Source organism: Virgibacillus sp. NKC19-16 (assembly GCF_021560035.1).
Classification (GTDB): domain Bacteria; phylum Bacillota; class Bacilli; order Bacillales; family Amphibacillaceae; genus Virgibacillus_L; species Virgibacillus_L salidurans.
The window spans coordinates 1,549,817-1,573,474 of record NZ_CP074373.1 but is presented as its reverse complement, the minus strand read 5'-3'; the positions used below and the strand labels follow the sequence as shown (position 1 = coordinate 1,573,474).

Below are 23,658 nucleotides of genomic sequence, written 5' to 3'. Positions count from 1 at the left end.
ATTCTACGCCTCCATCATAATTAATTGTGGATCACTTAGTACTCGTTTGATTTGATTTAGAGCTAATTGTGCAGTAGCCCCATCAACAATACGGTGATCAAAGCTCAATGATAATGTAAGTACGGGTGCTACTACTATTTCTCCGTCCCTAACAATTGGTTTATCAGCAATACGTCCGATTCCCAGAATAGCTGCTTCAGGGTAATTTAGGACAGGTGTGAACCATTGTCCACCAGCTGAACCGATGTTTGAAATTGTGTTTGAAGCACCTTTCATTTCATCTGGTTTCAGTTTACCATCTCTTGCCTTTTCTCCCAACTCATTTATCTCTTGAGAAATTGAAAAAATGGATTTGCGATCAGCATCTTTCACTACTGGTACCATTAAACCCCTATCTGTATCTGCTGCGATACCAATATTATAATAATGCTTGTTAATAATTTCGTCTGTTTCATCATCAATGGAAGCATTCATAATTGGATATTTTTTCGAAGCAGAAACTAACGCTTTTACAACATAAGGCATGTACGTTAATTTAATGTCCTGTTCTGCAGCGACTGGTTTAAATTTCTTGCGATGTGCCACTAGGTCTGTAACATCTACTTCATCGTGCAGGGTGACATGTGGAGCCTTCGTTTTTGAATTAACCATTGATTTGGCAATTGATTTACGAATACCACTCATTTTCTCACGCGTTTCCGGATATTCTGCTTTTGGAGCAGCAGAAGTCGTTTGTTTTTCTTCTTGATCCGCTGTTTCAGTTGTATCAGCTGTTTCAGCTTTTTGATCACCACTTAAGAAGCTATCGATATCTTCTTTTAAAATACGACCGTTTTTACCTGTGCCATTTACTGCTTGAATCTTCACATCATTATCACGTGCATATTTTCTCACAGAAGGCATTGCTATAACACGCTTATCATCTGTTTCATCATCACTTTCAGACGTTTTAGCCGCTTGTTTTTCTTGCTCTTCTTTATCTTCTTCACCTTTTGAGGCTGTCTCCGCTTCTTTTTCTTCTCCGCCTTCATCTGAAGCATCCGCTTCATCAGATTCATAGCCTTCTGCATCAAAGGTAATGAGTGTGTCACCAACAACTGCTACAGAGTCTTCCTCTACGTGAATCTGTTTAACAGTCCCATCTACCGGGGAAGGAATTTCAACAACAGATTTATCATTTTGAACTTCACACAATACGTCATCTTCTTTTACTTCATCGCCTTCTTTGAAAAACCATTTCACAATTTCGCCTTCGTGAATGCCTTCACCAATGTCAGGCAATTTAAATTCATATGCCATTATTACTTACCTCCTATCACGATTTTAATAATTAATTACGGTATTTACTTTTTCTATGATGTCTTTTTCGTTAGGTAACCAGATTTCTTCCGCATCAGAGAATGCAAATACAGTGTCTGGAGCTGTAACACGTAGTACGGGTGCTTCCAAATGCAGAATTGCTCTTTCTTGAATTTCAGCAACAACATTTGCAGCGACACCCGCCTGACGTTGTGCTTCTTGGACAACAACCACATGATTTGTTTTCTCCACAGACTCAATAATTGTTTCAATATCAATCGGTGAGACGGTGCGCAAATCTATAACTTCAGCATCTATATCATTTTTTTCAAGTTCGTCTGCCGCTTTTAAAGCTGAATGAACCATTGCACCATAGGCAACAATTGTTACGTCTTTTCCTTCGCGTTTCACATCAGCTTTCCCGAGATCAATGGTATATTCTTCCTCTGGTACTTCTCCACGGAATGAGCGATACAATTTCATATGTTCTAAGAATAGAACCGGATCATTATCGCGAATAGCCGAAAGCAATAAACCTTTTGCATCGTATGGTGTAGAAGGAATAACAACTTTCATCCCTGGTTGTTGAGCAATTAAACCTTCCAATGAATCTGCGTGCAGCTCTGGTGTATGCACACCGCCACCAAATGGTGCTCTGATTGTGACCGGAGAATTATGTGCCTCACCGGAGCGATAACGCATACGAGCCATTTGTCCATTAATAGAGTCCATTGTTTCAAATACGAAGCCGAAGAATTGAATTTCCATTACCGGTCGAAAACCTTGTAAACCTAGACCGATTGAAAGGCCACCAATTCCGGATTCACCTAATGGCGTATCAAATACACGGTCTTCACCGAACTCATCCTGCAGGCCTTCAGTTGCACGGAATACGCCGCCATTTTGGCCAACATCTTCACCAAATACAAGCACATTCTCATCATTCTTTAATTCGGTCTGCAAGGCATTGGTGATTGCTTTAATCATTGTCATTTGTGCCATGATCTACTTCGACTCCTTTTCTTTGTATTCTTCCATTTGTTCTTGCAGGTTTACTGGAAGTTCTTCATACATATTACCAATCAAATCCGTTACTTTTTGTTTTGGATAGTTATCAGCTTCTTTAATTGCTTTTTTAATGTCTTCTTTTGCATCTTCTACAACTTTGTTTTCTTCCTCTTCTGACCATATTCCCTTGTCTTCCAAGAATGTGCGGAATCGTACGATCGGGTCTTTTTTCTCCCATTCGTCATTAAGCTCATCCGTACGGTAGCGTGTTGGGTCATCACCGGACATTGTATGTGGCCCATAACGGTATGTTAATGTTTCGATTAGCATAGGACCGTCTCCGTTAATCGCACGTTCACGAGCATGTTTAGTTACAGCGTACACTGCTAAGACATCCATGCCGTCCACTTGTATTCCTTCAATTCCAGCAGCAACCGACTTTTGCGCCAATGTTTTTGTAGATGATTGCTTTTCTACAGGTACAGATATGGCAAAATAGTTATTTTGAACAAAGAAGATCGCTGGCGCCCCGTATGCTCCTGCAAAGTTAATACCTTCATAGAAATCCCCTTGAGAAGTTCCACCATCGCCTGTATAGGTTACTGCGACAGTCTTCTTACCTCGTAGTTTCATTCCTAAAGCTACCCCGGCAGTTTGAACATATTGTGCACCTATAATAATTTGCGGACTTAGAGCATGTACATCTTCTGGCATTTGGTTCCCATGGAAATGTCCTTTTGAGAACAAGAAAGCTTGATATAGCGGAAGGCCTTGCCAAATAAGCTGAGGTACATCACGATACCCCGGCAATAGAAAATCATCTTGCTCCAAAGCAAATTGACTTCCTAATTGAGAAGCTTCCTGACCAGCAGTTGGCGCATAGAATCCTAAACGTCCTTGACGATTTAGGGCAATCGAACGCTGATCTAATATGCGCGTATAAACCATTCTACGCATAAGCTCTTTTAATTCTTCATCTGATAGATCAGGCATATCATCTTTGTTGACAATTTCTCCATCTTCGTTCAGAACTTGGAACATTTCGAACTGACTTTCAACACTTTCAAGTACGTGTTTCAAAATAGTTCACCTCTTCCTTTCTTTATATCCATTTTTAAAGTTTTCTTTACTAGCCTTCCCAAATAAGAAAAAAATCTGTACCATTTTCACCTATTATTAATGTACCCTTTTTACCTATTCATCAATCACATAATGGATTTGCTTATATATATCTGTTACATAATTTAAGCGAAATTTATTAGTACAATTTTTAATCTAGTTAAATTCTATCCCATAAAGTATATTTGGTCAAATACTTTGTATTAGATAGTTTATTTTTACAAAAGTGTTCTAATACAATGTGAAAGTAACATCCTGTTCTGTTATACTCAAATCGTAAAACTGTACCATTTTTGATAACAAACTAAAAAAGGGAAGAAATAATCAATTGATTATTTCTTCCCTTACAATTACATATTTATTCAGACGTTCCTTCGTCCTCATCACCGGCCGGATTCTCTTCATATTCTACATCTATACCAGCTAATTCATAAAATTCCTGTTTTAAGGCATTATATTCAACCGTATATTCATTAAATTGTTCATTCGCTTCAAGTACTTGCTGATAACTTTCATTTATGGTGTTAATATGATCTGTTAACGTTTCCTGTTCCAAATCTTCCTGCTGCAGCATGGTGTACAATTCTCTTTCCAATTCCAAAGATTCAGTATATGCCGTATACAAATCATCATAAGCAGTATAACGATTATCCATTACATTATACATTTCCTCCGCTTTGGCTTTGGTCTCTTCTTCTTCAAGATCTTCAATCAAGTCTGAAACCTGATTGAATTCTTCTTGAGATGCATCAATACTCTCTTTTTCCAACTCTATTTTTTCCGATCGTTGGTCAACGATATCAATAGCCTGCTGGGAAATTTCTTGAATTTGGTCAAATTCATCCGTGCCTAAATCAATAAGTTGGCTATATAATTCCTGTTCCTGCTTTTCTAATTCGGTGATTTCCTCTTGCTGTTGTTCAAATCCTTCTTCTAATGAAACAGCCTCTTCCAAATGATTATGTATTTGTTGTTCCGTTGATTCTCCACTACATCCAGCTAAGATTGTACTTAAGCTGATTGAAAGAATAATGATTGATTTTTTTAAAGGGATACGCATACTTACCTCCTAATTCCTAACTCCATGATTTACTTTTCATAGTATAACACAAAACTGTATAAAAATAGCATCAATTTTTAGCTTGTCGTGTAGAAAATTTATGAAATATAAGCTCTAGTTATGATAAAATAGATATTGATGTGAGTATAAGGAGTGATTGTTATGATAACAATGAAAGATATTGTTCGCGAAGGCCACCCATCTTTAGTGACAATGGCAGATGAGGTGGAAGTTCCTTTAAGCGATGAGAATAGACAATTATTAAATGATATGATTGCATTTTTAAAAAATAGTCAGGATGAAGAAACAGCTGAAAAGTATGACCTGAGAGCAGGCGTCGGATTAGCCGCTTCACAATTGGGCATTAATAAGCGACTAGCAGCCATCCACTTCGAAGATTCTAATGGTAAACTTTACAATTATGGATTAGTTAATCCGAAGATCATTAGTCATTCGGTTGAAAAAGCATATTTATCAAGTGGCGAAGGATGCCTCTCTGTTGATCGGAATGTCGATGGGTTTGTTCCACGTCATGCACGTATTACGGTAAGAGCAACCGATATGGATGGCAACCCCTTAAAATTACGATTAAAAGGATATCCTGCCATTATTTTTCAGCATGAGATTGATCATACCAATGGCATTATGTTTTACGATCATATCAATAAAGATGATCCATTCGCAGTACCGGAGAACGCAAAACCAATTGAATGAAGTAGAGTAGGAGGAGGGCTTTCACCCTCCGACCTCTCGTCAAACCGCACATGCGGATTTCCCGCATACGGCTTTCACTCCGTCAGTTCCCCATTTCCGGGAGTGAGTTTGTTTCCTTATTTCACTCGCGAATTAGGAACGGTTGGTGAATAAGTCAACCAATGAGAGTAGTCCAGCTTGTGTCAATGCTTTGTTTGGTATGCGCCAATTGGATTCCATTGATCTCTTTTTCCTCATATAGGATCGAACTCTCATTCGAATCCATTCATCCAGTCGGGTGAACTTTTTCTTCACATTACCGATTTTGAAATAGTTGGCAAATCCACGAATTACTTCATTCAATTTGCGAATCATCTCTTCAAGGCTTTTCCCCTGTTGCCTTCTGGATAAAATTCTTATTTTATCCTTATACTTTCTGACCCTTTCCTCTGGAAGTACCATGTAATCTTTCCAAAAATCAAAGCCTAGAAACCGAAAACCTTCGTCAAAATGAACAACTTTCGTCTTTTCAGGATGCATCGTGAGTTTAAGATGATCTTCTAGGATTCCTTTAGCTGCTTTATAGGCACGTTCAGCTTTTGTTTTTGTCTTACAGAATACAATCGCGTCATCCGCAAAACGCACAACTGGAAACCCTTGTTGATTCATTTTCCAGTCGAATTCATCCAAATATACGTTCGCAATAAGTGGACTGATGACACCGCCCTGCGGAGAGCCGACTGTTGTGTCATACAACTGATCATCTTCCATGACACCTGCTTTTAACCACATTTCAATGAGGTCAAGCACTCGTCCATCGGCAATTTTAGTTTTAATCTTCTCCATGAGCTGGTCATGTGGAATCGTATCAAAATACGATTGAATATCCAGATCCACTACATATTCATATCCACTTTGTTTAGCCCTTTTCACTGTATCCAGCGCTTGATGTTGCGAATGTCCTTTTCTGAATCCGTAGCTGTGCCTATAGAACTCACGGTCAAACAAGGGTTCAATCATTTGTCTGACTGCTTGTTGGACAATTCGATCTCTAACTGTAGGAATCCCAAGCGGACGTTCTTTCCCATTATCCTTTTCAATATAGTGGCGAAGCACAGGTTCAGATCGATAACGTTTTTCTCTTATCAGACGCTGAATCTCTGTGAGATTCTGGCTTAATTGTGCCTCAAACCATTGGATGGTTTCTCCGTCCACTCCTGCACTTCCTTTATTTGCCTTGACGGCATTCCAGGCCTCGTGCAAGTTGGTCATACGATAGACCTTGTCAATAATTGAATAGTATTTACGCTTTGGTCGCATTTTTATCACCACCTTCGCGCTTACTCACCACATTGGTCTTATAGTCGCTACAAGAAACGATTCCTTTCTCATTCCACCGCAAGGAATTACGTGTCTAGGTTAAACCAATCGCTCCTATCCCTTACGATATACTCAGGTCGCCAGTTCACCTGTATCCTTACATGACTGTTCATGTTCGGCGGGACATTTCCCCTCTTGATGAACCTACTCTCATTTAAGGCGTTACGTTTCCCACTCACTTCCATTCACAATGTTGACGAAGCAGGTCCCTTCACCTCCATATCGTAACTTTTGATTACGCTATGGGTTGGATGACATCATGCATCCACTCATCCGAGTTTTCCCCTCCAAACTGTCACCAGCATTCATCGGCTCGGATTTCATCACTACTACGGAGCCATCCGCCACCTGCAGTACCATCGGTTCGGCTTTCCCTTTTTAGATTATACCTCCCCTACCTATCGATATTTACCGATAGGAGTCTACAGTGCTTCCCCCAGTAATTACACATTCTATTCCATCCATCCTGACCCTAATCACGTCGATGCGCCCAACAGGTCGTTTCCCTTTACTAGTTTTCCTGCAGGATATGCTTTACATAGGCTTCCCCGTTATCTTGGCGGGTCACCCGACATCGCCGCCACCTCTGGTTCACACACTGTTCCGGGCTGGAATTTGCCTGCAGACCTTTCAGATTCCTCTTCACAGAGGACACCCTGTCCATCCTTCTCCAAATCGGAGGGAGGATATCTACTTCGGCTACGTTACTTTAAAGGGAAAAGTTAACGGGTGGATTTGAACCACCTAGATTGTGCAACAGTAGGGCACACAAAACAACAGCTACCTGGAGAAGTAGCTGTTGTTTTTATTTTTAGCTCTTTTCAGTATTACTGCTTTTAAAACTTCGTAGTTGATATAAACTGCGACGTAGTTACTGTTTGCTATACGTATTTGCTATAATCGCCGTTCGGGAGCAGAGGCCTAGGTGAGACCCCGCAGTGCGCCAGCACGAGGAGGGCTCAGCAGCTGCCCGCGGAAAGCGAAGTGTATTACCGGAGCGGTGGATTAACAATCATATCAAGAAACGTCGCATTCTATATCTTTTGTGTCAAAAGCAACAAATGTCTTCGGTGGGACGAACCTTTGGTGCAGTCCCAATATTTTAGAAAGTAGCTTTATTTTTAAATTAACCCGAGCCTCCTCAGCCCTTTAGCAATGCCGTCATTTTCCACATCATCCGTAATATAATCCGCTATTTGTTTGAGCTGAGGCGCCCCATTTCCCATCACTACACCTGTACCTACCTCAGAAGTCATTTCCATATCATTCATCGCATCACCAAAACTGTAGGAATCGTCGATATGTAAACCACTTGCTTCTATCAGTTTTTTAACACCTACAGCTTTTGATCCCCCACCAGGCAACACATCACAAGAGTATTCATGCCATCTAACAAATTCCAATGACCCATGATTTTGGATAAAAGGTTTCTCTTGGTTCACTTCACAAAATAATAATGCCTGATATATTGTGTTAACTTTAAAAAAGTCCGGATCAACTTCCGGGTAATCAAAATGCAGACTATCCATACTTTTTGTGATCTGAGGATGATCTCCCTCAGATGCTCGCATATATTTCTCATCCATAAAAACCATGGGATAATTCCGTTCCCTTGCGTTTTCATAAAGCATAGCAAGTTCTTCCTGTCCCAGTGGATTGTTGTAAATGGTTTCTCCTTCAAAAACAACATATTGGCCGTTAAAACTAACAAATGATTCAATACCCAATTCCTTTCGAATATCTTCAAACATAAACGGTGCCCGGCCTGTTGCTATTGCGACATACACCCCATTTTGTTTCAACTTTTCAATAGCTTGTTTTGTTGATAAGGGAATTTTTTTATCATGATCCAAAAGTGTGCCATCAATATCAAAAAAGACAATCTTTTTATTCATTCCATCTCCTCCTCCCATCATTTTAGTATAAGAATCACTTCTCTGTAAAAAATAGGGGTAATAATAAATTTTTCGTACAAATGAAGTATTATTATTTCAATTTCCCTCCAATCGTACTATACTATAGATAAGAGGGATTGGATCGGTTGAACGTTTTTTGTTGCTTTTCTTAAATTTTCAGGAAGGAGATGTGTGTCCACATGCTAAAACGCCTAAGAGAAAAGCTAAAGAAACGCTGGAAGGACTTTTTAGGCCAAGGACGTGTACCTACAACTTGTGAAAAAGACAACCATTGATAAAACCAATCACAACAACAAGGTACCATTGAATATATAGCTATGTTACGGAAACACATTTTACGGAAGCCTTTTAAATACGGAATCTTTAAATAAATAACATTCAAGCTAAAGGTACGTTTTGTCTTTTGAGAACATGCTTGCCTTTAGCCATCTTAAAAATTGTAAATACAATAGAAAATGAAATTAAGGAGAGATGAAATGATTTATAAAGTATTATTTCAAGAATTACCACATGAAGTTCCTGTTCGCGAACGCACAAAGAGTTTATATGTAGAAGCAGAATCTGAACGTGAGGTACGCAATAAATTAAGCGATCGCGAGTTAAATATCGAGTATATCCATGTATTAAATGAAGCACATTTAAATTACGAAAAGCAATCCGAGAATTTCACTACGGAGAATGTGTAAATAGATGAAGTTTGTGAAAAATGATCAAACAGCCGTATTTGCACTAGGTGGGCTAGGTGAAATAGGGAAAAACACGTATGCCGTACAATTTCAGGATGAAATAATTTTAATCGATGCAGGCATGAAATTTCCTGAAGACGAATTACTCGGCATCGACTATGTCATCCCAGATTATAGCTATCTAGTACAAAACCAAGATAAAATAAAAGGATTATTCGTAACACATGGACATGAAGATCACATTGGAGGTATTCCATATCTCTTACGTGAAATTAATGTACCAATTTATGCTGGAAAACTCGCGCTCGGTTTAATTAAAAACAAATTGGATGAACATGGTTTATTAAGAAATGCTAAATTAAATACAATTCAAGAAGATGATGTTATTAAATTCCGTAAAACTTCTGTCAGCTTTTTCCGTACAACGCACAGTATTCCCGATTCCTATGGCATTGTTGTTAAAACACCTCCTGGAAATATTGTTCACACCGGTGATTTTAAATTTGATTTCACCCCTGTTGGCGAACCGGCCAATCTGACAAAAATGGCTGAAATAGGCAAAGAAGGCGTACTTTGCTTGCTTTCAGATAGTACAAACAGTGAAATTCCGGGCTACACTATGTCGGAAAAAGTGGTTGGGGAAAATATTAATGATATTTTTGGCCGGGTTGACGGCAGATTAATTTTTGCAACGTTTGCCTCCAATATTTACCGGCTTCAGCAGGTTATAGAAGCTGCCGTGAAGCACAATCGTAAAGTTGCTGTGTTTGGCCGCAGCATGGAGTCAGCAATCAATCTCGGCCAGGAGCTGGGCTACATTCAAGCTCCTAAAGATACATTCATTGAGCCAAATCAAATCAACCGTCTCCCTGCACAGGAAGTAACAATTCTCTGTACAGGATCCCAAGGTGAGCCAATGGCAGCTCTTTCCCGTATTGCAAATGGCACACACAGACAGATACAAATGATACCTGGGGACACTGTTGTATTTTCTTCATCACCAATCCCGGGAAATGCAGTTAGTGTTGGTAGGACAATTAATAAATTGTATCGTGGTGGCGCAGAAGTTGTTCATGGTCCCTTAAGTAATATCCACACATCAGGGCATGGAACGCAGGAGGATCAAAAACTGATGCTTCGCCTTATGCAACCGAAATATTTCATGCCAATTCATGGTGAATACAGAATGCTGAAAGAACATTTAAAGCTTTCGGACGCAACAGGTATTGATCCAACCCATTCATTTGTTATGGATAATGGTGATGTACTGGCACTGGGGAAAGATAATGCAATAATAGCCGGAAAAATTCCTTCCGGGTCGATATATGTTGATGGTAGTGGTATTGGTGATATTGGAAATATCGTACTTCGCGATCGTCGCATTTTATCTGAAGAAGGCTTGGTTATTGTTGTTGTAAGCATCAACATGAAGGAATTTAAAATTGCTTCAGGTCCGGATATTATCTCACGGGGATTTGTTTATATGAGAGAATCAGAAGACTTGATAAATGAAGCACAGAAAAAGGTTTCTGCCCACTTGGAAAAAGTGATGGAAAGAAGAACGACTCAATGGTCAGAAATCAAAAATGAAATAACCGACACAATAGCACCATTTCTTCATGACAAAACTAAACGCAGGCCAATGGTACTGCCGATTATAATGGAAATATAAAGAAGACATTGCTGGTAAAATAAATACCAGCAATGTCTTTTTAATGATGGCTGTTTTCTAAAAGATTGGGACTGCACCAAAGGTTCGTCCCACCGAAAACATTCGTTCTGAGCAGGAGTCAACGGTCCTTCGCTCGCCCGAACTGGTGAGGTGGTTATGTTTTGAATATTGATTACTAATGCAATTTAAAGGCAGTAAACACAATATTAGCGGAGGAAACACATGGAGACTCCTGCGGGAGGAAAGGCCTCGGTGAGACTCCGCAGTGCGCTAGCACAAGGAGGCTCACCAGCCGCCCTAAGGTGCGCGAAATGTGTTTCCGGAGCGAATCCCTGCTCTCAACCAGCGTTTGCAAAGGAATTATCACTACGTCGTCTTTTATATCAACTCCGACGATTTAAAAGCAACAATGCTTACGAAAACTTAATTATCAATGACAAGATGTTTCTCAAACCGGGATATGTCTTTATCTGCACCTATTACAATAAGAATATCCTCATCCTTCAATACCTCGTCAGCTCGTGGGGATACATTAATTTCCTCTCCTTGTCTAATTGCTACTATGTTACATCCATAATTTGCTCGGATATCAAGATCCACTAATGTTTTTCCTGCCATTTTCCTTCCAGCTTTCACTTCCACAATACTATGATCATCCGATAATTCGATATAATCCATAATGTTGTTGGAAAATATATGATGGGCGATACGCTTTCCCATATCTCGTTCCGGATGTACAACCTCATCGATGCCGATTTTATTTAAAATCTTTTCATGATAATCATTTTGAGCTTTTACTGTTATTCTTTTTATATCTAAATCAGTTAATATTACGGCAGTTAAAATGCTTGCCTGAATATTCTCTCCAATAGCTACAATAACATGATCAATATTTTTAATACCTATTTCTTTCAGAGCAGCTTCATCCGTTGAATCAGCAATGACTGCATGTGACGCTATATTTTTAAATTCATTCACTTTTTCTTCATCATTATCAATGGCTAGTACCTGCATCCCTTCCCTGCTTAGTTCCTGGCAAATACTACCACCAAATCGCCCTAATCCAATAACCGCGAATTCCTGTTTCATAGCTATTCCTCCATCTAACTGCTTTACGAACTATGTTTATCATACATGAGAGGATGAAAAGAGGGCAACCTTCGTGTCAGAAAGTTGCTATCTTTTTATATTGCATCTAGCATTTGAAATTGTGACTTGATTAAACCAAAGTATTCTCCACGTTGTGCCATTAACTCCGCGTGGTTACCGTTTTCCAGGATTTTGCCATTTTCCAATACAAAAATATTATCCGATTCCCTAATAGTTGATAAGCGATGTGCAATAATTATGGCTGTTCTCCCTTTTAAGAGCTTCGTTAAGGCTGCTTGAATTTTTACTTCCGTTTCCGTGTCAATACTTGCTGTAGCTTCATCCAAAATCAAGATACTAGGATTAGCAAGCAATGCTCTTGCAAATGATAATAATTGACGCTCCCCTGCTGATAGTACGTTCCCCCTCTCCTCCACTTCCGTTTCATACTCATCTGCCAGTCGCTGAATAAAGTCGTCTGCCCCTACAACGATTGCAGCATCCATCACTTCCTGGTCGGTAGCATCCGGCCTGCCAAATCGAATATTTTCCATAATCGTTCCGGAAAAAATAAATGTATCTTGCAAAACGACACTGATTTTTTGGCGTAAACTATCTACTTTAACATCTTTTAAATCATATCCATCAACTTTAATTGAACCTTTTGTTGGATCGTAAAAGCGACTGATTAAATTTGCTATTGTTGACTTCCCGCTGCCAGTATGACCAACAAGAGCGATCGTTTGACCCTGTTTAATATCGAGGGAAATTTCATGTAAAGCGACGCGATCCGCATCATAAGAAAATTCCACATGATCAAATTCAATGTGACCCTTCATATCTGTAAATGTGTATGCATTTTCTTTTTCTTTCACATTTGGTTGTTCATCCAGAAATTCAAATATACGTTCAGATGAAGCCATCGCCATTAATAACTGATTATACATTTGTCCAAGTCTGGAAATCGGCTCCCAGAACATCCCCAAGAAGAAGGCAAAGGTTACAAATGTACCCACCTGAATATTACCACTCAAAATTAAATAGGCTCCATACGCAATAAGGATAATTGTTCCTATGGCGTTACATATTTCCACAAGTGGACCAAACATGGCGCTTTTCTTTGTTGCTATTCGGAATCGTTGAAAGTAGTCTTCATTTATCCCATTAAAGAATTCAGCATTCTCCCTTTCCTGGGAAAAGGATTGTGTAATACGTATACCCTGAAGCCCTTCATTCAAATGTGAATTTAATCTGGATTGCTGGATACGTACTTCCTGCCATGACCGTCGGATCGTTCTTCTTAACTTTGTGGAAATAAAAAACATAAGCGGCAATACAATCAGAACTGCCAGAGCAAGTTCCGGGCTTAACACAAATAAAACAACCATAATACCCGTCAGCATCACTGTATCCATCAATAAATTAATGATCCCATTCGTAAAAAGCTCTTGCAGTGAATTAATATCATTCATAATTCGAACCAAAATAGAACCCGCTGACCGTGAATCAAAAAAACGATGTGACAGCCGCTGTACATGTGAAAATAAATGCTGCCGCAAATCATAAATAACATTCTGTCCCAGTAGATTTACCCATTTAATACGAAATGTATTTCCTACATAACTCAGTAAATATAAAATCCCTATCCCTATAACAAGATAGGTAAGCATGCCTAGATCCTCATTAAAAATAACGATATCAATGGCGACTTTTCCGATTAGAATAGGCACTGTTAAACGTACAGCGGTAGATATTAGCATGGCAATTACCGCACCGGGAAGATAGGTTTTTGAATAAGGTTTTAAATAGTTGAGCAGACGAATCATTTGTTTCCAGTTAAACGGCTTTTCAATCGCCTGATCGACTGTATAATGAAACCGCTTGAGATGGCGACTTTTTTCTTGTTTTGCTGCAAGACCCACAAGTATCCCTCCATACCTTTATTAATTTGCTGGATCCATAATAGCTTCCCTGTCCTGATATTGGATATTATATATTCGTGCGTAAGGGCCATTATTTTTAAGTAGCTCCGCATGTGTCCCCCGCTCTGTTACTTCTCCTTCATCTAAGACCAATATTTCATCTGCGTGTTTTAATGATGAAATTCGATGAGCAATAATAAATGATGTTCTGTCTTTCATGACTTCTTTTAAAGCCTTTTGAATGGAAAATTCTGTTTCCATATCCACTGCTGAAGTTGCATCATCAAGTATCAAAATACTTGGATTGATACAAATAGCTCGAGCGATGGCTATACGCTGTTTTTGACCTCCGGAGAGCCCCATCCCGCGTTCCCCAAGCATAGTGTCATATCCTTGTGGCATTTCCATAATAAAATCATGTGCCTGTGCTCTTTTTGCTGCATCGATGATTTTTTCCTCTGGCATATTCGGATTTCCATATCTTATATTTTCCCGAATAGACGTGGAAAATAAAAAGGCTTCCTGCAGGACAAATCCAATATATTTTCGAAGCGTTTTTAATTTATAATCAGAAACTGGTCTTCTATCAACCAGGACTTCTCCTTTTTCCGCTTCATAAAAACGGGTAATCAACTGCGTAATACTTGTTTTCCCAGAACCTGTAGCACCTATTAATCCAACAACCTTTCCAGAAGGTGCATCAAAACTGATATCCTTTAATGCCGCATCATCGTCCGTTGTGTATGTCAATGTTACATCTTTAAATGTTACATGGCCCTCTATTGCCCTGTCGATTGCATTCTCTTTTTCAACAATATCCTCCCTTGCATCCAAGATTTCTAAAAGTCGCTCTCCAGAAGCTTTTGCCTGTGAAAATTGGTTAATAATAAAGCCAAGGTTCATAAGCGGATTCATCATATACCAAACCAAGCTAAAAAATGCAACTAACTCACCTAATGCTAGATTTCCATTGATAACTAGATATCCTCCAAATGCCAGTAGTGCAACCACACAAATATTGCCGATAAACTCCATTAATGGAAAATATTTTGCCCAAATCCCGGACGTCGTTAAATAATTTTGCCGGTAATTTTGGTTACTGTTTGAAAACCTGCCAATCTCAAAATCCTCTCTGGATAATGACTTTACCGTATTCATACCACTGATATTTTCTTGTACACGAGTGTTTAATCTTCCGAAAGATTTTCTGATTGAGCGAAAAGCCGGATGAACCCGCCTGTCAAATCGATATACAACAATAATTAAGAAGGGCATTGCAGCCATTGTCACAATGGTAAGTGGAATGGAGTAAAAAGACATAACGATAATACTGCTTACAAACAACAATGTCGCTTGTATCAGGTCTGCAAAGCCAAATGACAGAAAGTTGCGGAACATTTCCACATCTGCTGTTAACCGTGACATTAAATCACCGGTTTTCGCATTGTCATAATATTTAAATGATAAGGTCTGTAATTTTCCATACAAGGCCTCACGTAGCTTATAAACTGCTGTGATCCCAAATAGGTCTCCTAAATATTGAAAAGAAAAAGAAGAAACAGCTTTGATAGCCATTAACACAAAAAATATAACTGCGATATACGGTATCAGATAGTATTGATCAGCCAATACAACATTATCAATCGTTTGTTGTAATACGATTGGGTATACAACTGTAATAGCGGTTACAAAAATCAAAAAGAATATGGACCAAAAGAAGTACCGTATATATGGCATGTAAAATCCTTTTAACTTTTTTAATGTATTCATCACATTCCCTCCCCAAATGATGTTTTTGCACAATGCACAATTACTAATATAACGGTTTTCGAAATAAATATCCACTGTTTTCACTAAATTTTTTAAACTTTTTTCTATTTCTTATATTGAAAAGAAAACATAAAAATACGCTTGCTCATTTAGCAAGCGCAGTTGTTAAAATTCCTATCAATTTGTACTAGCCTAGAACACGATTTATTCGTTTTCTCAGCATATTTATACCTCCACCATTACCGCCCTGAAAATGTCTTAGTTTTCCTTCATGATCAAATAAATAATATGCAGGAACATATCTCGTGCGAAAAGCATTTGTTAATTTATGCTCAGTGTCTATGATTATTGGCTGTGAAATCTCTTGTTCTTTGGCGACGCTGCGTATCTGATCAAGATTGAGATCACTTTCGGAACGCGGCATATGAACTGCTATTATATTCAACTCATCACTATAGGCATCTCTGAATGTATTCACTTTAGGCATATCTTTTTTACATGAATCACAGCTTACAGACCAGAAATGAATTAATGTAGGTTTATCTCCGATTATGTCCTTTTTCTCTAATGGTCTACTATTTAACCAGTCCGTTCCTCCATCTAATTCAGGCATTTGGTCTCTTAATTTCATTTTTACACCCCTTCCTTGATATTAAAAAAGAAGCTGAATCCATGAATGTTGACCCAGCTTCTTTATCATATTCAGATTTATGATTAACGTTTCTTGAGGTTAAGATAATTTTTCATTCACCATTTGACAGATATCATCTGCATTTTGACCTGTAGCATTTATAACCGGACCTGCGATACTTGTTGTTGCTATTCCTGTCATATCTTTATCCTGACCGGTTATGATACAGCAATCGCAATAAGCCGCATCTTCCGGTGAACGCAACTCAACTACTTCATGCCCCATTTCCATTAATGCCTCTTTCACATCCGTTAATGCCCCTTCTACTCCAATACGCGCCATCCTTTAACCTCCCTAAATATGAATATTCATATTTAGTCTCTGTATAGAGGGAAAAGTTATACAACACACTTTGACAAAGTAAAGTTTGCATGCAAATTAAAACCCTTCCCTGAATGCTTATAAGGGCTAAGACTGTTTAGGATTTTGATGTGTATATATCTCGTTTTAACCGTTTTAAAATTGCTCTTCTGGTTAGAATACCATCAAAATACCCTTCTTTATCCGCAACGCAAACAAACGAATGATTGATAACAGCATTCATCCCGTTCAAAAAGGTATCCTCTTTTAATAAGCAGGGTATATCATCATTCATTACTTCATCAACGCGTATATCAGAAAGCTTCTCAAATTCAATATGTTCCAGTCCTAATATTTGATTTAAAATGCTTGTCATTCCGATAGTGCCTACTAATTTATAAGATGCGTCTAAAACAGGCACAGCGGAGTAACCAGTTTTAATCAACACTAACAACGCATGTTCTAACGGATTGTTCACTTGTACATGCGCAACTTTATCCGAATCGATCATTACATCACCAACGGCTATATCTGTCAATTGATTATCCTGTGTTATACTCATAACAAAAAACGCCCCCTATTTAAACTCTTTTCATACATTTTTATCGCATTTCATTTGTCAAAATCTTTAAAAAGAAACCGCTTACCTATACATATCTACATTTTATTTTACCATATATCATAGAAAGAAACATCTCTTTTAAATTATGATATTGACCTACTTTAAAAATTACATTATAATATGTGCATATGAGCATATTATATAGGAGCTGAGATAATTGACGTATGATCCTATTGATGAAAATTTAATCGACACTATCTCACAAACATTCAAAGCATTATCCGATCCAACACGAATTAAAATCCTGCATTTGCTTTATCATCAAGAATGTTCGGTAAGTGAGATCGCAAATCTATTGGAAATGAACCAATCCACTATTTCTCATCAACTAAAATATTTAAAACAGATGCGATTGGTTAAAAATAGACGTGATAAAACAAAATATTTCTATTCCCCTGATGATCATCATGTGATGAATTTACTAAAGCAGACAATTGAACATGCAAAGCACACGCGTTAGGAGGTAGACCTTTTTCATGGGACATAATCATAGTCACGATCATTCTCATCATACAAGCAACACCCGCGTTTTATCCGTGAGTTTTATATTAATATTTACATTTATGATTGTAGAAGCAATTGGTGGATTTCTAACGAATAGCCTTGCTCTCCTGTCAGATGCTGGGCATATGTTAAGTGATGCAGCAGCACTCGGATTAAGTCTGCTCGCGTTTAAGGTTGGCGAGAAAAAGGCAACCCAGGATAAAACATACGGATACAGGCGTTTTGAAATCATTGCCGCGTTTATTAATGGAATAACGCTAATAGCAATATCTATATATATTTTCTATGAGGCATTTCATCGATTTTCAGACCCTCCCACGGTAAGTGCAAGTATGATGATTATTGCATTTATCGGATTGGTAGTTAACATCATTGTCGCCTGGATGTTAATGCGTGGTGATTCCAAGGAAAATTTAAATATTAGAAGCGCACTGCTTCATGTATTTGGTGACTTACTTGGCTCAGTTGGAGCACTAATTGCAGGTATTCTTATTTTCTTATTTAACTGGAACGTTGCTGACCCGATTGCAAGTGTTATTGTAGCATGTCTGATTATCATCTCAGGATTCAGGATTACGAAAGATGCCATCCACATTTTAATGGAAGGAAAACCTGACCATATAAACATGGATAACATAATCGAAAACTTATCCAGGTTAGATGGTGTGAAAGATGTCCATGATCTCCATGTGTGGTCCATTACATCTGAATTCCCTGCAATGAGCTGCCATGTAATTGTCGATGATACAGTTGACCGGGATCGTTTACTACAAAAAATCAATGAAATACTGAAAGTCAATTTTAATATTTCCCATTGCACCATACAAATGGAGGGGTTAAACGCATCCATCCATAATGAATCTGATTACTGTGATTAGATATTGAATTAAAGGCGTCATAGAAGTTGAGCAATTTCCCGATAATTATGATTATATTTTTTCGCCAATATTTTTGCCCTTATTCGTGCTATAATCTTATTAGCTTCATGTATGAGGTTATAGAAAGGTTTGACAATAATGAACAGACGAACGTTCTTGAAGAAAGCACTTGGCAGTTTTTTAGCACTTGTTGGTCTAAGTGGCGGTACATACTATTACGCCCGGGAAATTGAACCGTCATTGCTTCATATAAATGAAAATAATATTACATCTAATAAGATTCCAGCTTTATTTCATAATTTCAAAATCGTACAATTCTCCGATACACACATCGGTTTTCATTACACACTCGAACAATTTAATGAATTAGTAGCGGAAATTAACGCACTTGAACCAGATTTAATTGTGTTTACAGGGGATCTTGTCGATAACCCCTTTAATTACCATTGGAGTGATAATCTAACGGAACTATTAAACAAATTAAACGCTTCACATGGGAAATACTGGATATACGGTAATCATGACCATGGTGGTTATGGTACTGAAATAGTTAAGGATGTAATGGATCAAGCTAATTTTAACCTATTAATAAATAGTCATTCCATTATTGAAAAGGATAACGAACACATCGTATTAGCTGGTATAGATGATGTCATGCTTGGTCATCCGGACTTGAACACAACCCTGCATCAAGTTAATTCCGATCTATTTACTATTTTGCTGGCACATGAGCCGGATTATGCGGATACAACGGCGAATTTTCCTGTGGATATTCAATTATCGGGACATAGCCATGGTGGACAAGTTCGGTTTCCGTTTATCGGCCATTTGCACACACCACTATATGCGCAAAAATATGTAGAAGGTAAGTACACCTTCGATAATGAAAGACTCTCACTATATGTCAATCGCGGTATCGGAACAACTCGACTGCCTTATCGTTTTTTATGCAGACCTGAAATTCATGTATTCACATTAAATAGTGTAACCTGAAGCAAGTAGTCTATGCTGACAAATTGTCATAGATATGTCGATTTAAAACATTTATTCTAGTGTTATACTGTATCTAAAGCAAAATAAAGGCTTACGTAGAAAGGTAGGGTGAACATGAAGCGATTCCAGATTTTAATATTAGGTGGTTTAGTCCTATTTCTTGTTGCCTGTGGAGAAGATATTGAGACAAATATGTCTGAAGATGTGGCAGATTTTGAGTTTACAACACAGGATAACGGGACATTAAGTCTTGATGATTTAGAAGGAGAATGGTGGGTAGCGGATTTTGTTTTCACGAATTGTACCACCGTTTGCCTCCCGATGACATCAAATATGTCCAGTTTACAGTCAATTATGGAGGAAGAGAATCTTGATGCACAACTTGTTTCTTTCAGTGTTGATCCGGAATATGATACACCTGAAGTATTGAAAGAGTATGCTAATGAATACGATGCTGATTTAAGTAACTGGACATTTTTGACAGGGTATGACTTTGAGACCATTAAGGAATTTTCCATCACATCATTTCGTTCAATGGTAGCAGAACCACCATCTGATTCAGATCAAGTAACCCATGGAACCAGTTTCTTCCTGGTTAATCCGGAAGGGGAAGTCATTAAACAGTACAATGGCGTGGATTCCAGTGAAATGGAAGTAATAGCTGAGGACTTAAAAGCTGTATTATAGAAATTGCTGCAAAGGAGTTTCCGCATGAAAAAGAAGACATTGATTCTTGTATTGGTTTTAATAGGTATCATTCTTATTGCCGGGTTTACTATTCCTAAAAAGACCCACCCCTCTGCCGACACAAGAATTATTCTTGAACATAATAAAAGCACTTATATTGCACCGTCCTGTTTTGAACAATCTGATCCGACAAATTTTCTTGAAGATGCCGAATTGCAAGATGCAGAAGACCTAAACTATGAAGCTAATGGCGCGTGTACAGAGGACGCCTTCGAAAGCGAACAGGACTCACTTGTTGTTAGTCTCCTTAAGGATATAGGCATTTTAGATAAAAAATGGGATAATATTTAGAGCTAGCTAAAGAAGAGCAGAAATATATATTTCTGCTCTTCTTTATTAGAGACTGTTTACTAAAAGATTGTTGCTTTTGGCACAATAGAAATAAAAGACGACGTAACTTAAAATTAAGGATGCTTCTTATTACCCGCTGCGGAAATACATTTCGCTTTCCGCGGGCGGCTGGTGAGCCCCCTCGTGCTATCGCACTTCGGGGTCTCACCTATGCCTTTCCTCCCGCCGGAGTCTCCATGTATTTCCTCCGCTAGTGCTGTACTGTTTTACGACTTCATCACATTTATTTACTTCCTGTTTAATTAAACAGCAGCTACCCACTTTTGATGGTTGATTGGAGCGGAGGACCGTTGACTCCTGCGGGAAAAGCACGAGTCTGAAGACCCCGCAGGAAGTGGTTTTCTTCCGAGGAGGCTGAAGCCGTGCCCGCGGAAAGCAACGGTCCGCAGCGGAAATCAACAAGCACTTATATCGTCTTTTATATCAACCGCGAAGATTTAAAGGCAAAAATACTTACGAAAAGAGCCTTATTAAAAAACATTTGCACTTGGACAGGCTTTACGATAGGATAAAGACAAGCATTATGAATATGATAGAAAAGGAGGAAAAACAATGAAGGAGAATATCCAGTTAAGTGATCTTGCGAAAGCTTTGTTTACCATTAACCGTCATGCAAAAACGGCACCTGAGCCTCAACATTTATATTTTATAAAAAAAGAAGCAATCAACCGCCTGTTGAAGGAAAAACGAGCTACAAAAGTAGGACTCCATTTCTCGGACCAGCCAAAATTAAGTAATCAGCACTCCACCCTGCTTGTAAAAGTAGACAGTTATTATTTTCATATACCTCCAGCAAAGGAAGACTTCAAAGAGCTTGAACATTTAGGTTCACTTGATCATAATTACCGTAATCCACAAACAAAGATGTCCTTATCACAAGCTAAGAAAATAGTCTATCGTTATATCGACTGGAAACCAAAGGAGAAAAGGAATGCTTCCGTGCCCAGAAAAAGGCATACTTCTTCCTATTTCACCCCATCCTCATTAGGGAAAATGGAATGGCCACCAAAGAAAACACATCGAAATTATTAGTATCACGTTTCAATCCTCCTATAGGAAGGTATTATACTAGTAAAAGGAGGACTTTACATGATAGAACTTAACGCCTTCATGTCTGAACTAAAAGGATATGCGGGACAAACGCATAAGTTAAAAGATCATTATGAAAAATTATCTGAATCAGAAAAAAAGCTGGTTATGGACGCAGCACCAGAGCGTTTAGATTCACCTGAAGAAATATTTCATCCAGTATTCCGCTGGTTGGAGAATTTGCAGAATGAACTAGATGTGAAAGACGGAAAGTAATAACTTTAAAAAGCGTATCGCTTTCATGCATACGCTTTTCTAATTTATTTTCTTAATAAATCGCCGGTAACTATAGAATAAGATAAGTACAACCCCAAAAACAGCTAAGGTTTGTAATGTGATTTTCAACAAATTAATCCGTAAATGATGTAAGTCTCCTATGAATAAAACCACTACAAAACAACTAACAATAACCAATAAGCTGCTAATAATATAACTTAGTAATTTAGCAGACCGGTTCGCTACAAACCATTTAATAAAAGGTTGTACGAAGACATAGCTAATTATTATTCCTATGGCTATAATCAAAAAGTAGATATGCTCTTCCTTTATTCCTAAAGGTGTAAGCCGCGATAAATTAATCCAACTTCCTATAAACATATATTCTCCCCTATTCCACACTCCGACTACATTTAGTTATAGTCTCAACATTTATTATTTCAAATATACGTTCATATATCCTAATTTTGTCATTTATTTGATATAATCAGCTTAAAGCATAAAAAGGGTGGTATGATACGTTGAATAAAGCTTTTTTATTCATAATTATTGGTGCTGGTTTGTGGGGGACCATTGGCTGGTACGTGAAGAATTTATATGCATTTGGGTTTACACCTATGGAGGTCGTTACACTAAGGGCGTGGTCTTCTGCCATTTTATTATTACTCTATTTAGTTATCGTCTCACCCAAAAAGTTGAATCTACATACACCAAAAGATATAAGATACTTTTTAGGTACAGGCATTTTAAGCATCATCTTTTTTAATTATTGCATGTTTACAGCAATGGAATTATCTACAATCCCTGTTGCAACAGCATTACTTTATACAGCACCGGCTTTTGTAACAATTATGTCTTTTTTTCTATTTAAAGAACCCCTGACAAGGATAAAAATAATTGCCCTAATAATTACGTTGTTTGGTACTTGCTTGGTTGTTGGGGTAATTCCACTGAACTTACAAGCACTTCAGATTAGCAGCATTTTATTTGGACTTGGATCAGGAATTGGTTATGCGCTATACAGCATCTTTAGTAAATTTGCATTGAAAAAATACACAAGTTTAAGTATCACAACGTACACATTTATCGTCGCAGCAGTTGCTTTATTGCCTTTTTTTCCATACCAGGAAAAGGCTCATTTGCTTGCAGATCCGACTGTATTGTTTTATGCATTCGGACTCGGATTCCTGCCAACAGCATTTGCGTATATCATTTACACCTATGGACTGCAGCAGACGGAAGCATCAAAAGCTTCTATCTTAACGACAATTGAACCCGTTGTAGCAACGTTTATCGGTGTTTTTATTTTCCAGGAGGCGTTTACGTTTATCCAGATGGTGGGAAAGGCTTTAATTATTGGCGCGGTCGTGATCATTCAGGTGAAACCACATACAAAAAACGCAGGAGCGACTTAATGTCGTTCCGGCGTTTTTTCTGTTGCATCTGCCTGCTTTTTGTCCAGTCTCATTTCTAATTGGGAAAGGCTTTTTTCATCATCCAATAGTTCCCTTTTATTTTGCTGAACGAGTTGTTCAAAGTTTAATGACTTTGGTCTCATAATATAATACACTCCTTTTTTTATCCTTTAGTACTAGTATACCCTATTTTTCCTCCTTATAGGTTACAATTGTTTGAACATTTTATGAAATTTTT

The 23,658-nt window shown here is 38.1% G+C and carries 24 protein-coding genes; 11 read left to right on the top strand and 13 right to left on the bottom strand.

Features of this window, described 5'->3' with window-relative positions; all coding sequences use genetic code 11:
• Nucleotides 1-3 precede the first annotated feature (3 nt).
• The 4 genes from KFZ58_RS08120 to KFZ58_RS08105 form a co-directional block, all read right to left on the bottom strand.
• Nucleotides 4-1,299, bottom strand: a complete 1,296-nt coding sequence (locus KFZ58_RS08120; protein ID WP_235794299.1) for a dihydrolipoamide acetyltransferase family protein — start codon at nucleotides 1,297-1,299, stop codon at nucleotides 4-6.
• Nucleotides 1,300-1,323: 24 nt separating this feature from the next.
• Nucleotides 1,324-2,301 carry an alpha-ketoacid dehydrogenase subunit beta gene (locus KFZ58_RS08115; protein WP_235794298.1) on the bottom strand — a complete coding sequence of 326 codons (978 nt, stop codon included), beginning with the start codon at nucleotides 2,299-2,301 and terminating at the stop codon, nucleotides 1,324-1,326.
• A gap of 3 nt (nucleotides 2,302-2,304) precedes the next feature.
• Entirely contained in the window at nucleotides 2,305-3,387 is a 1,083-nt protein-coding gene (gene pdhA, locus KFZ58_RS08110; RefSeq protein ID WP_304956825.1) for a pyruvate dehydrogenase (acetyl-transferring) E1 component subunit alpha, read from the bottom strand.
• 397 nt (nucleotides 3,388-3,784) lie between these two features.
• Nucleotides 3,785-4,486, bottom strand: a complete 702-nt coding sequence (locus KFZ58_RS08105) for a YkyA family protein (protein ID WP_235794297.1) — start codon at nucleotides 4,484-4,486, stop codon at nucleotides 3,785-3,787.
• A 162-nt stretch (nucleotides 4,487-4,648) separates the two neighbouring features.
• Here KFZ58_RS08105 and def point away from each other — a divergent pair, with 162 nt between their 5' ends.
• Nucleotides 4,649-5,200 carry a peptide deformylase gene (def, locus tag KFZ58_RS08100; protein ID WP_235794296.1) on the top strand — a complete coding sequence of 184 codons (552 nt, stop codon included), beginning with the start codon at nucleotides 4,649-4,651 and terminating at the stop codon, nucleotides 5,198-5,200.
• 132 nt (nucleotides 5,201-5,332) lie between these two features.
• On the opposite strand, the gene ltrA is transcribed toward def, so the two are convergent.
• Both ltrA and KFZ58_RS08090 read right to left on the bottom strand, forming a co-directional pair.
• The gene (gene ltrA / locus KFZ58_RS08095; protein WP_235794295.1) at nucleotides 5,333-6,499 is read right to left on the bottom strand and encodes a group II intron reverse transcriptase/maturase; all 1,167 of its coding nucleotides are present in this window, start codon (nucleotides 6,497-6,499) and stop codon (nucleotides 5,333-5,335) included.
• A gap of 1,181 nt (nucleotides 6,500-7,680) precedes the next feature.
• A complete protein-coding gene (locus KFZ58_RS08090) occupies nucleotides 7,681-8,454 on the bottom strand; it encodes a Cof-type HAD-IIB family hydrolase (protein WP_235794294.1) in 774 nt (257 codons plus the stop codon).
• A 497-nt stretch (nucleotides 8,455-8,951) separates the two neighbouring features.
• On the opposite strand from KFZ58_RS08090, the gene KFZ58_RS08085 reads away from it, so the two are divergent.
• Nucleotides 8,952-9,161 carry a DNA-dependent RNA polymerase subunit epsilon gene (locus KFZ58_RS08085; RefSeq protein WP_235794293.1) on the top strand — a complete coding sequence of 70 codons (210 nt, stop codon included), beginning with the start codon at nucleotides 8,952-8,954 and terminating at the stop codon, nucleotides 9,159-9,161.
• A gap of 4 nt (nucleotides 9,162-9,165) precedes the next feature.
• Nucleotides 9,166-10,833 (top strand): ribonuclease J1, encoded by a 1,668-nt coding sequence (gene rnjA, locus KFZ58_RS08080; protein ID WP_235794292.1) that lies wholly within the window; start codon nucleotides 9,166-9,168, stop codon nucleotides 10,831-10,833.
• A gap of 423 nt (nucleotides 10,834-11,256) precedes the next feature.
• Here rnjA and KFZ58_RS08075 read toward each other — a convergent pair whose 3' ends face one another.
• The 6 genes from KFZ58_RS08075 to cbpB all read right to left on the bottom strand — a co-directional run bounded on the left by KFZ58_RS08075 (nucleotide 11,257) and on the right by cbpB (nucleotide 17,167).
• A complete protein-coding gene (locus KFZ58_RS08075) occupies nucleotides 11,257-11,922 on the bottom strand; it encodes a potassium channel family protein (protein ID WP_235794291.1) in 666 nt (221 codons plus the stop codon).
• Between the two features lie 95 nt (nucleotides 11,923-12,017).
• Complete coding sequence (locus KFZ58_RS08070; RefSeq protein ID WP_370642498.1) at nucleotides 12,018-13,748, bottom strand: ABC transporter ATP-binding protein; 1,731 nt, start codon at nucleotides 13,746-13,748, stop codon at nucleotides 12,018-12,020.
• A 117-nt stretch (nucleotides 13,749-13,865) separates the two neighbouring features.
• Nucleotides 13,866-15,614: an ABC transporter ATP-binding protein gene (locus KFZ58_RS08065; protein WP_235794290.1), complete on the bottom strand. Its 1,749-nt coding sequence runs from the start codon at nucleotides 15,612-15,614 to the stop codon at nucleotides 13,866-13,868.
• Nucleotides 15,615-15,801: 187 nt separating this feature from the next.
• Complete coding sequence (locus tag KFZ58_RS08060; RefSeq protein ID WP_235794289.1) at nucleotides 15,802-16,245, bottom strand: redoxin domain-containing protein; 444 nt, start codon at nucleotides 16,243-16,245, stop codon at nucleotides 15,802-15,804.
• A 99-nt stretch (nucleotides 16,246-16,344) separates the two neighbouring features.
• Nucleotides 16,345-16,587 (bottom strand): YkuS family protein, encoded by a 243-nt coding sequence (locus KFZ58_RS08055; RefSeq protein WP_235794288.1) that lies wholly within the window; start codon nucleotides 16,585-16,587, stop codon nucleotides 16,345-16,347.
• 136 nt (nucleotides 16,588-16,723) lie between these two features.
• Nucleotides 16,724-17,167 carry a cyclic-di-AMP-binding protein CbpB gene (gene cbpB / locus KFZ58_RS08050; RefSeq protein WP_235794287.1) on the bottom strand — a complete coding sequence of 148 codons (444 nt, stop codon included), beginning with the start codon at nucleotides 17,165-17,167 and terminating at the stop codon, nucleotides 16,724-16,726.
• A 217-nt stretch (nucleotides 17,168-17,384) separates the two neighbouring features.
• Here cbpB and KFZ58_RS08045 point away from each other — a divergent pair, with 217 nt between their 5' ends.
• The 8 genes from KFZ58_RS08045 to KFZ58_RS08010 all read left to right on the top strand — a co-directional run bounded on the left by KFZ58_RS08045 (nucleotide 17,385) and on the right by KFZ58_RS08010 (nucleotide 23,420).
• Entirely contained in the window at nucleotides 17,385-17,687 is a 303-nt protein-coding gene (locus KFZ58_RS08045; RefSeq protein WP_235794286.1) for an ArsR/SmtB family transcription factor, read from the top strand.
• Nucleotides 17,688-17,703: 16 nt separating this feature from the next.
• Entirely contained in the window at nucleotides 17,704-18,609 is a 906-nt protein-coding gene (locus KFZ58_RS08040) for a cation diffusion facilitator family transporter (protein ID WP_235794285.1), read from the top strand.
• Between the two features lie 138 nt (nucleotides 18,610-18,747).
• Nucleotides 18,748-19,602, top strand: coding sequence for a metallophosphoesterase (locus tag KFZ58_RS08035; RefSeq protein WP_235794284.1), 855 nt, complete (start codon nucleotides 18,748-18,750; stop codon nucleotides 19,600-19,602).
• 114 nt (nucleotides 19,603-19,716) lie between these two features.
• Complete coding sequence (locus KFZ58_RS08030) at nucleotides 19,717-20,289, top strand: SCO family protein (protein WP_235794283.1); 573 nt, start codon at nucleotides 19,717-19,719, stop codon at nucleotides 20,287-20,289.
• Between the two features lie 24 nt (nucleotides 20,290-20,313).
• A complete protein-coding gene (locus KFZ58_RS08025; RefSeq protein ID WP_235794282.1) occupies nucleotides 20,314-20,640 on the top strand; it encodes a hypothetical protein in 327 nt (108 codons plus the stop codon).
• 612 nt (nucleotides 20,641-21,252) lie between these two features.
• Nucleotides 21,253-21,732: a YkyB family protein gene (locus KFZ58_RS08020; protein WP_235794281.1), complete on the top strand. Its 480-nt coding sequence runs from the start codon at nucleotides 21,253-21,255 to the stop codon at nucleotides 21,730-21,732.
• Between the two features lie 57 nt (nucleotides 21,733-21,789).
• Nucleotides 21,790-22,005 (top strand): hypothetical protein, encoded by a 216-nt coding sequence (locus KFZ58_RS08015; RefSeq protein WP_235794280.1) that lies wholly within the window; start codon nucleotides 21,790-21,792, stop codon nucleotides 22,003-22,005.
• 521 nt (nucleotides 22,006-22,526) lie between these two features.
• A complete protein-coding gene (locus KFZ58_RS08010) occupies nucleotides 22,527-23,420 on the top strand; it encodes a DMT family transporter (protein WP_235794279.1) in 894 nt (297 codons plus the stop codon).
• On the opposite strand, the gene KFZ58_RS08005 is transcribed toward KFZ58_RS08010, so the two are convergent.
• Nucleotides 23,417-23,563, bottom strand: a complete 147-nt coding sequence (locus tag KFZ58_RS08005; RefSeq protein WP_235794278.1) for an FbpB family small basic protein — start codon at nucleotides 23,561-23,563, stop codon at nucleotides 23,417-23,419. The genes KFZ58_RS08010 and KFZ58_RS08005 overlap by 4 nt on opposite strands.
• Nucleotides 23,564-23,658 lie beyond the last annotated feature (95 nt).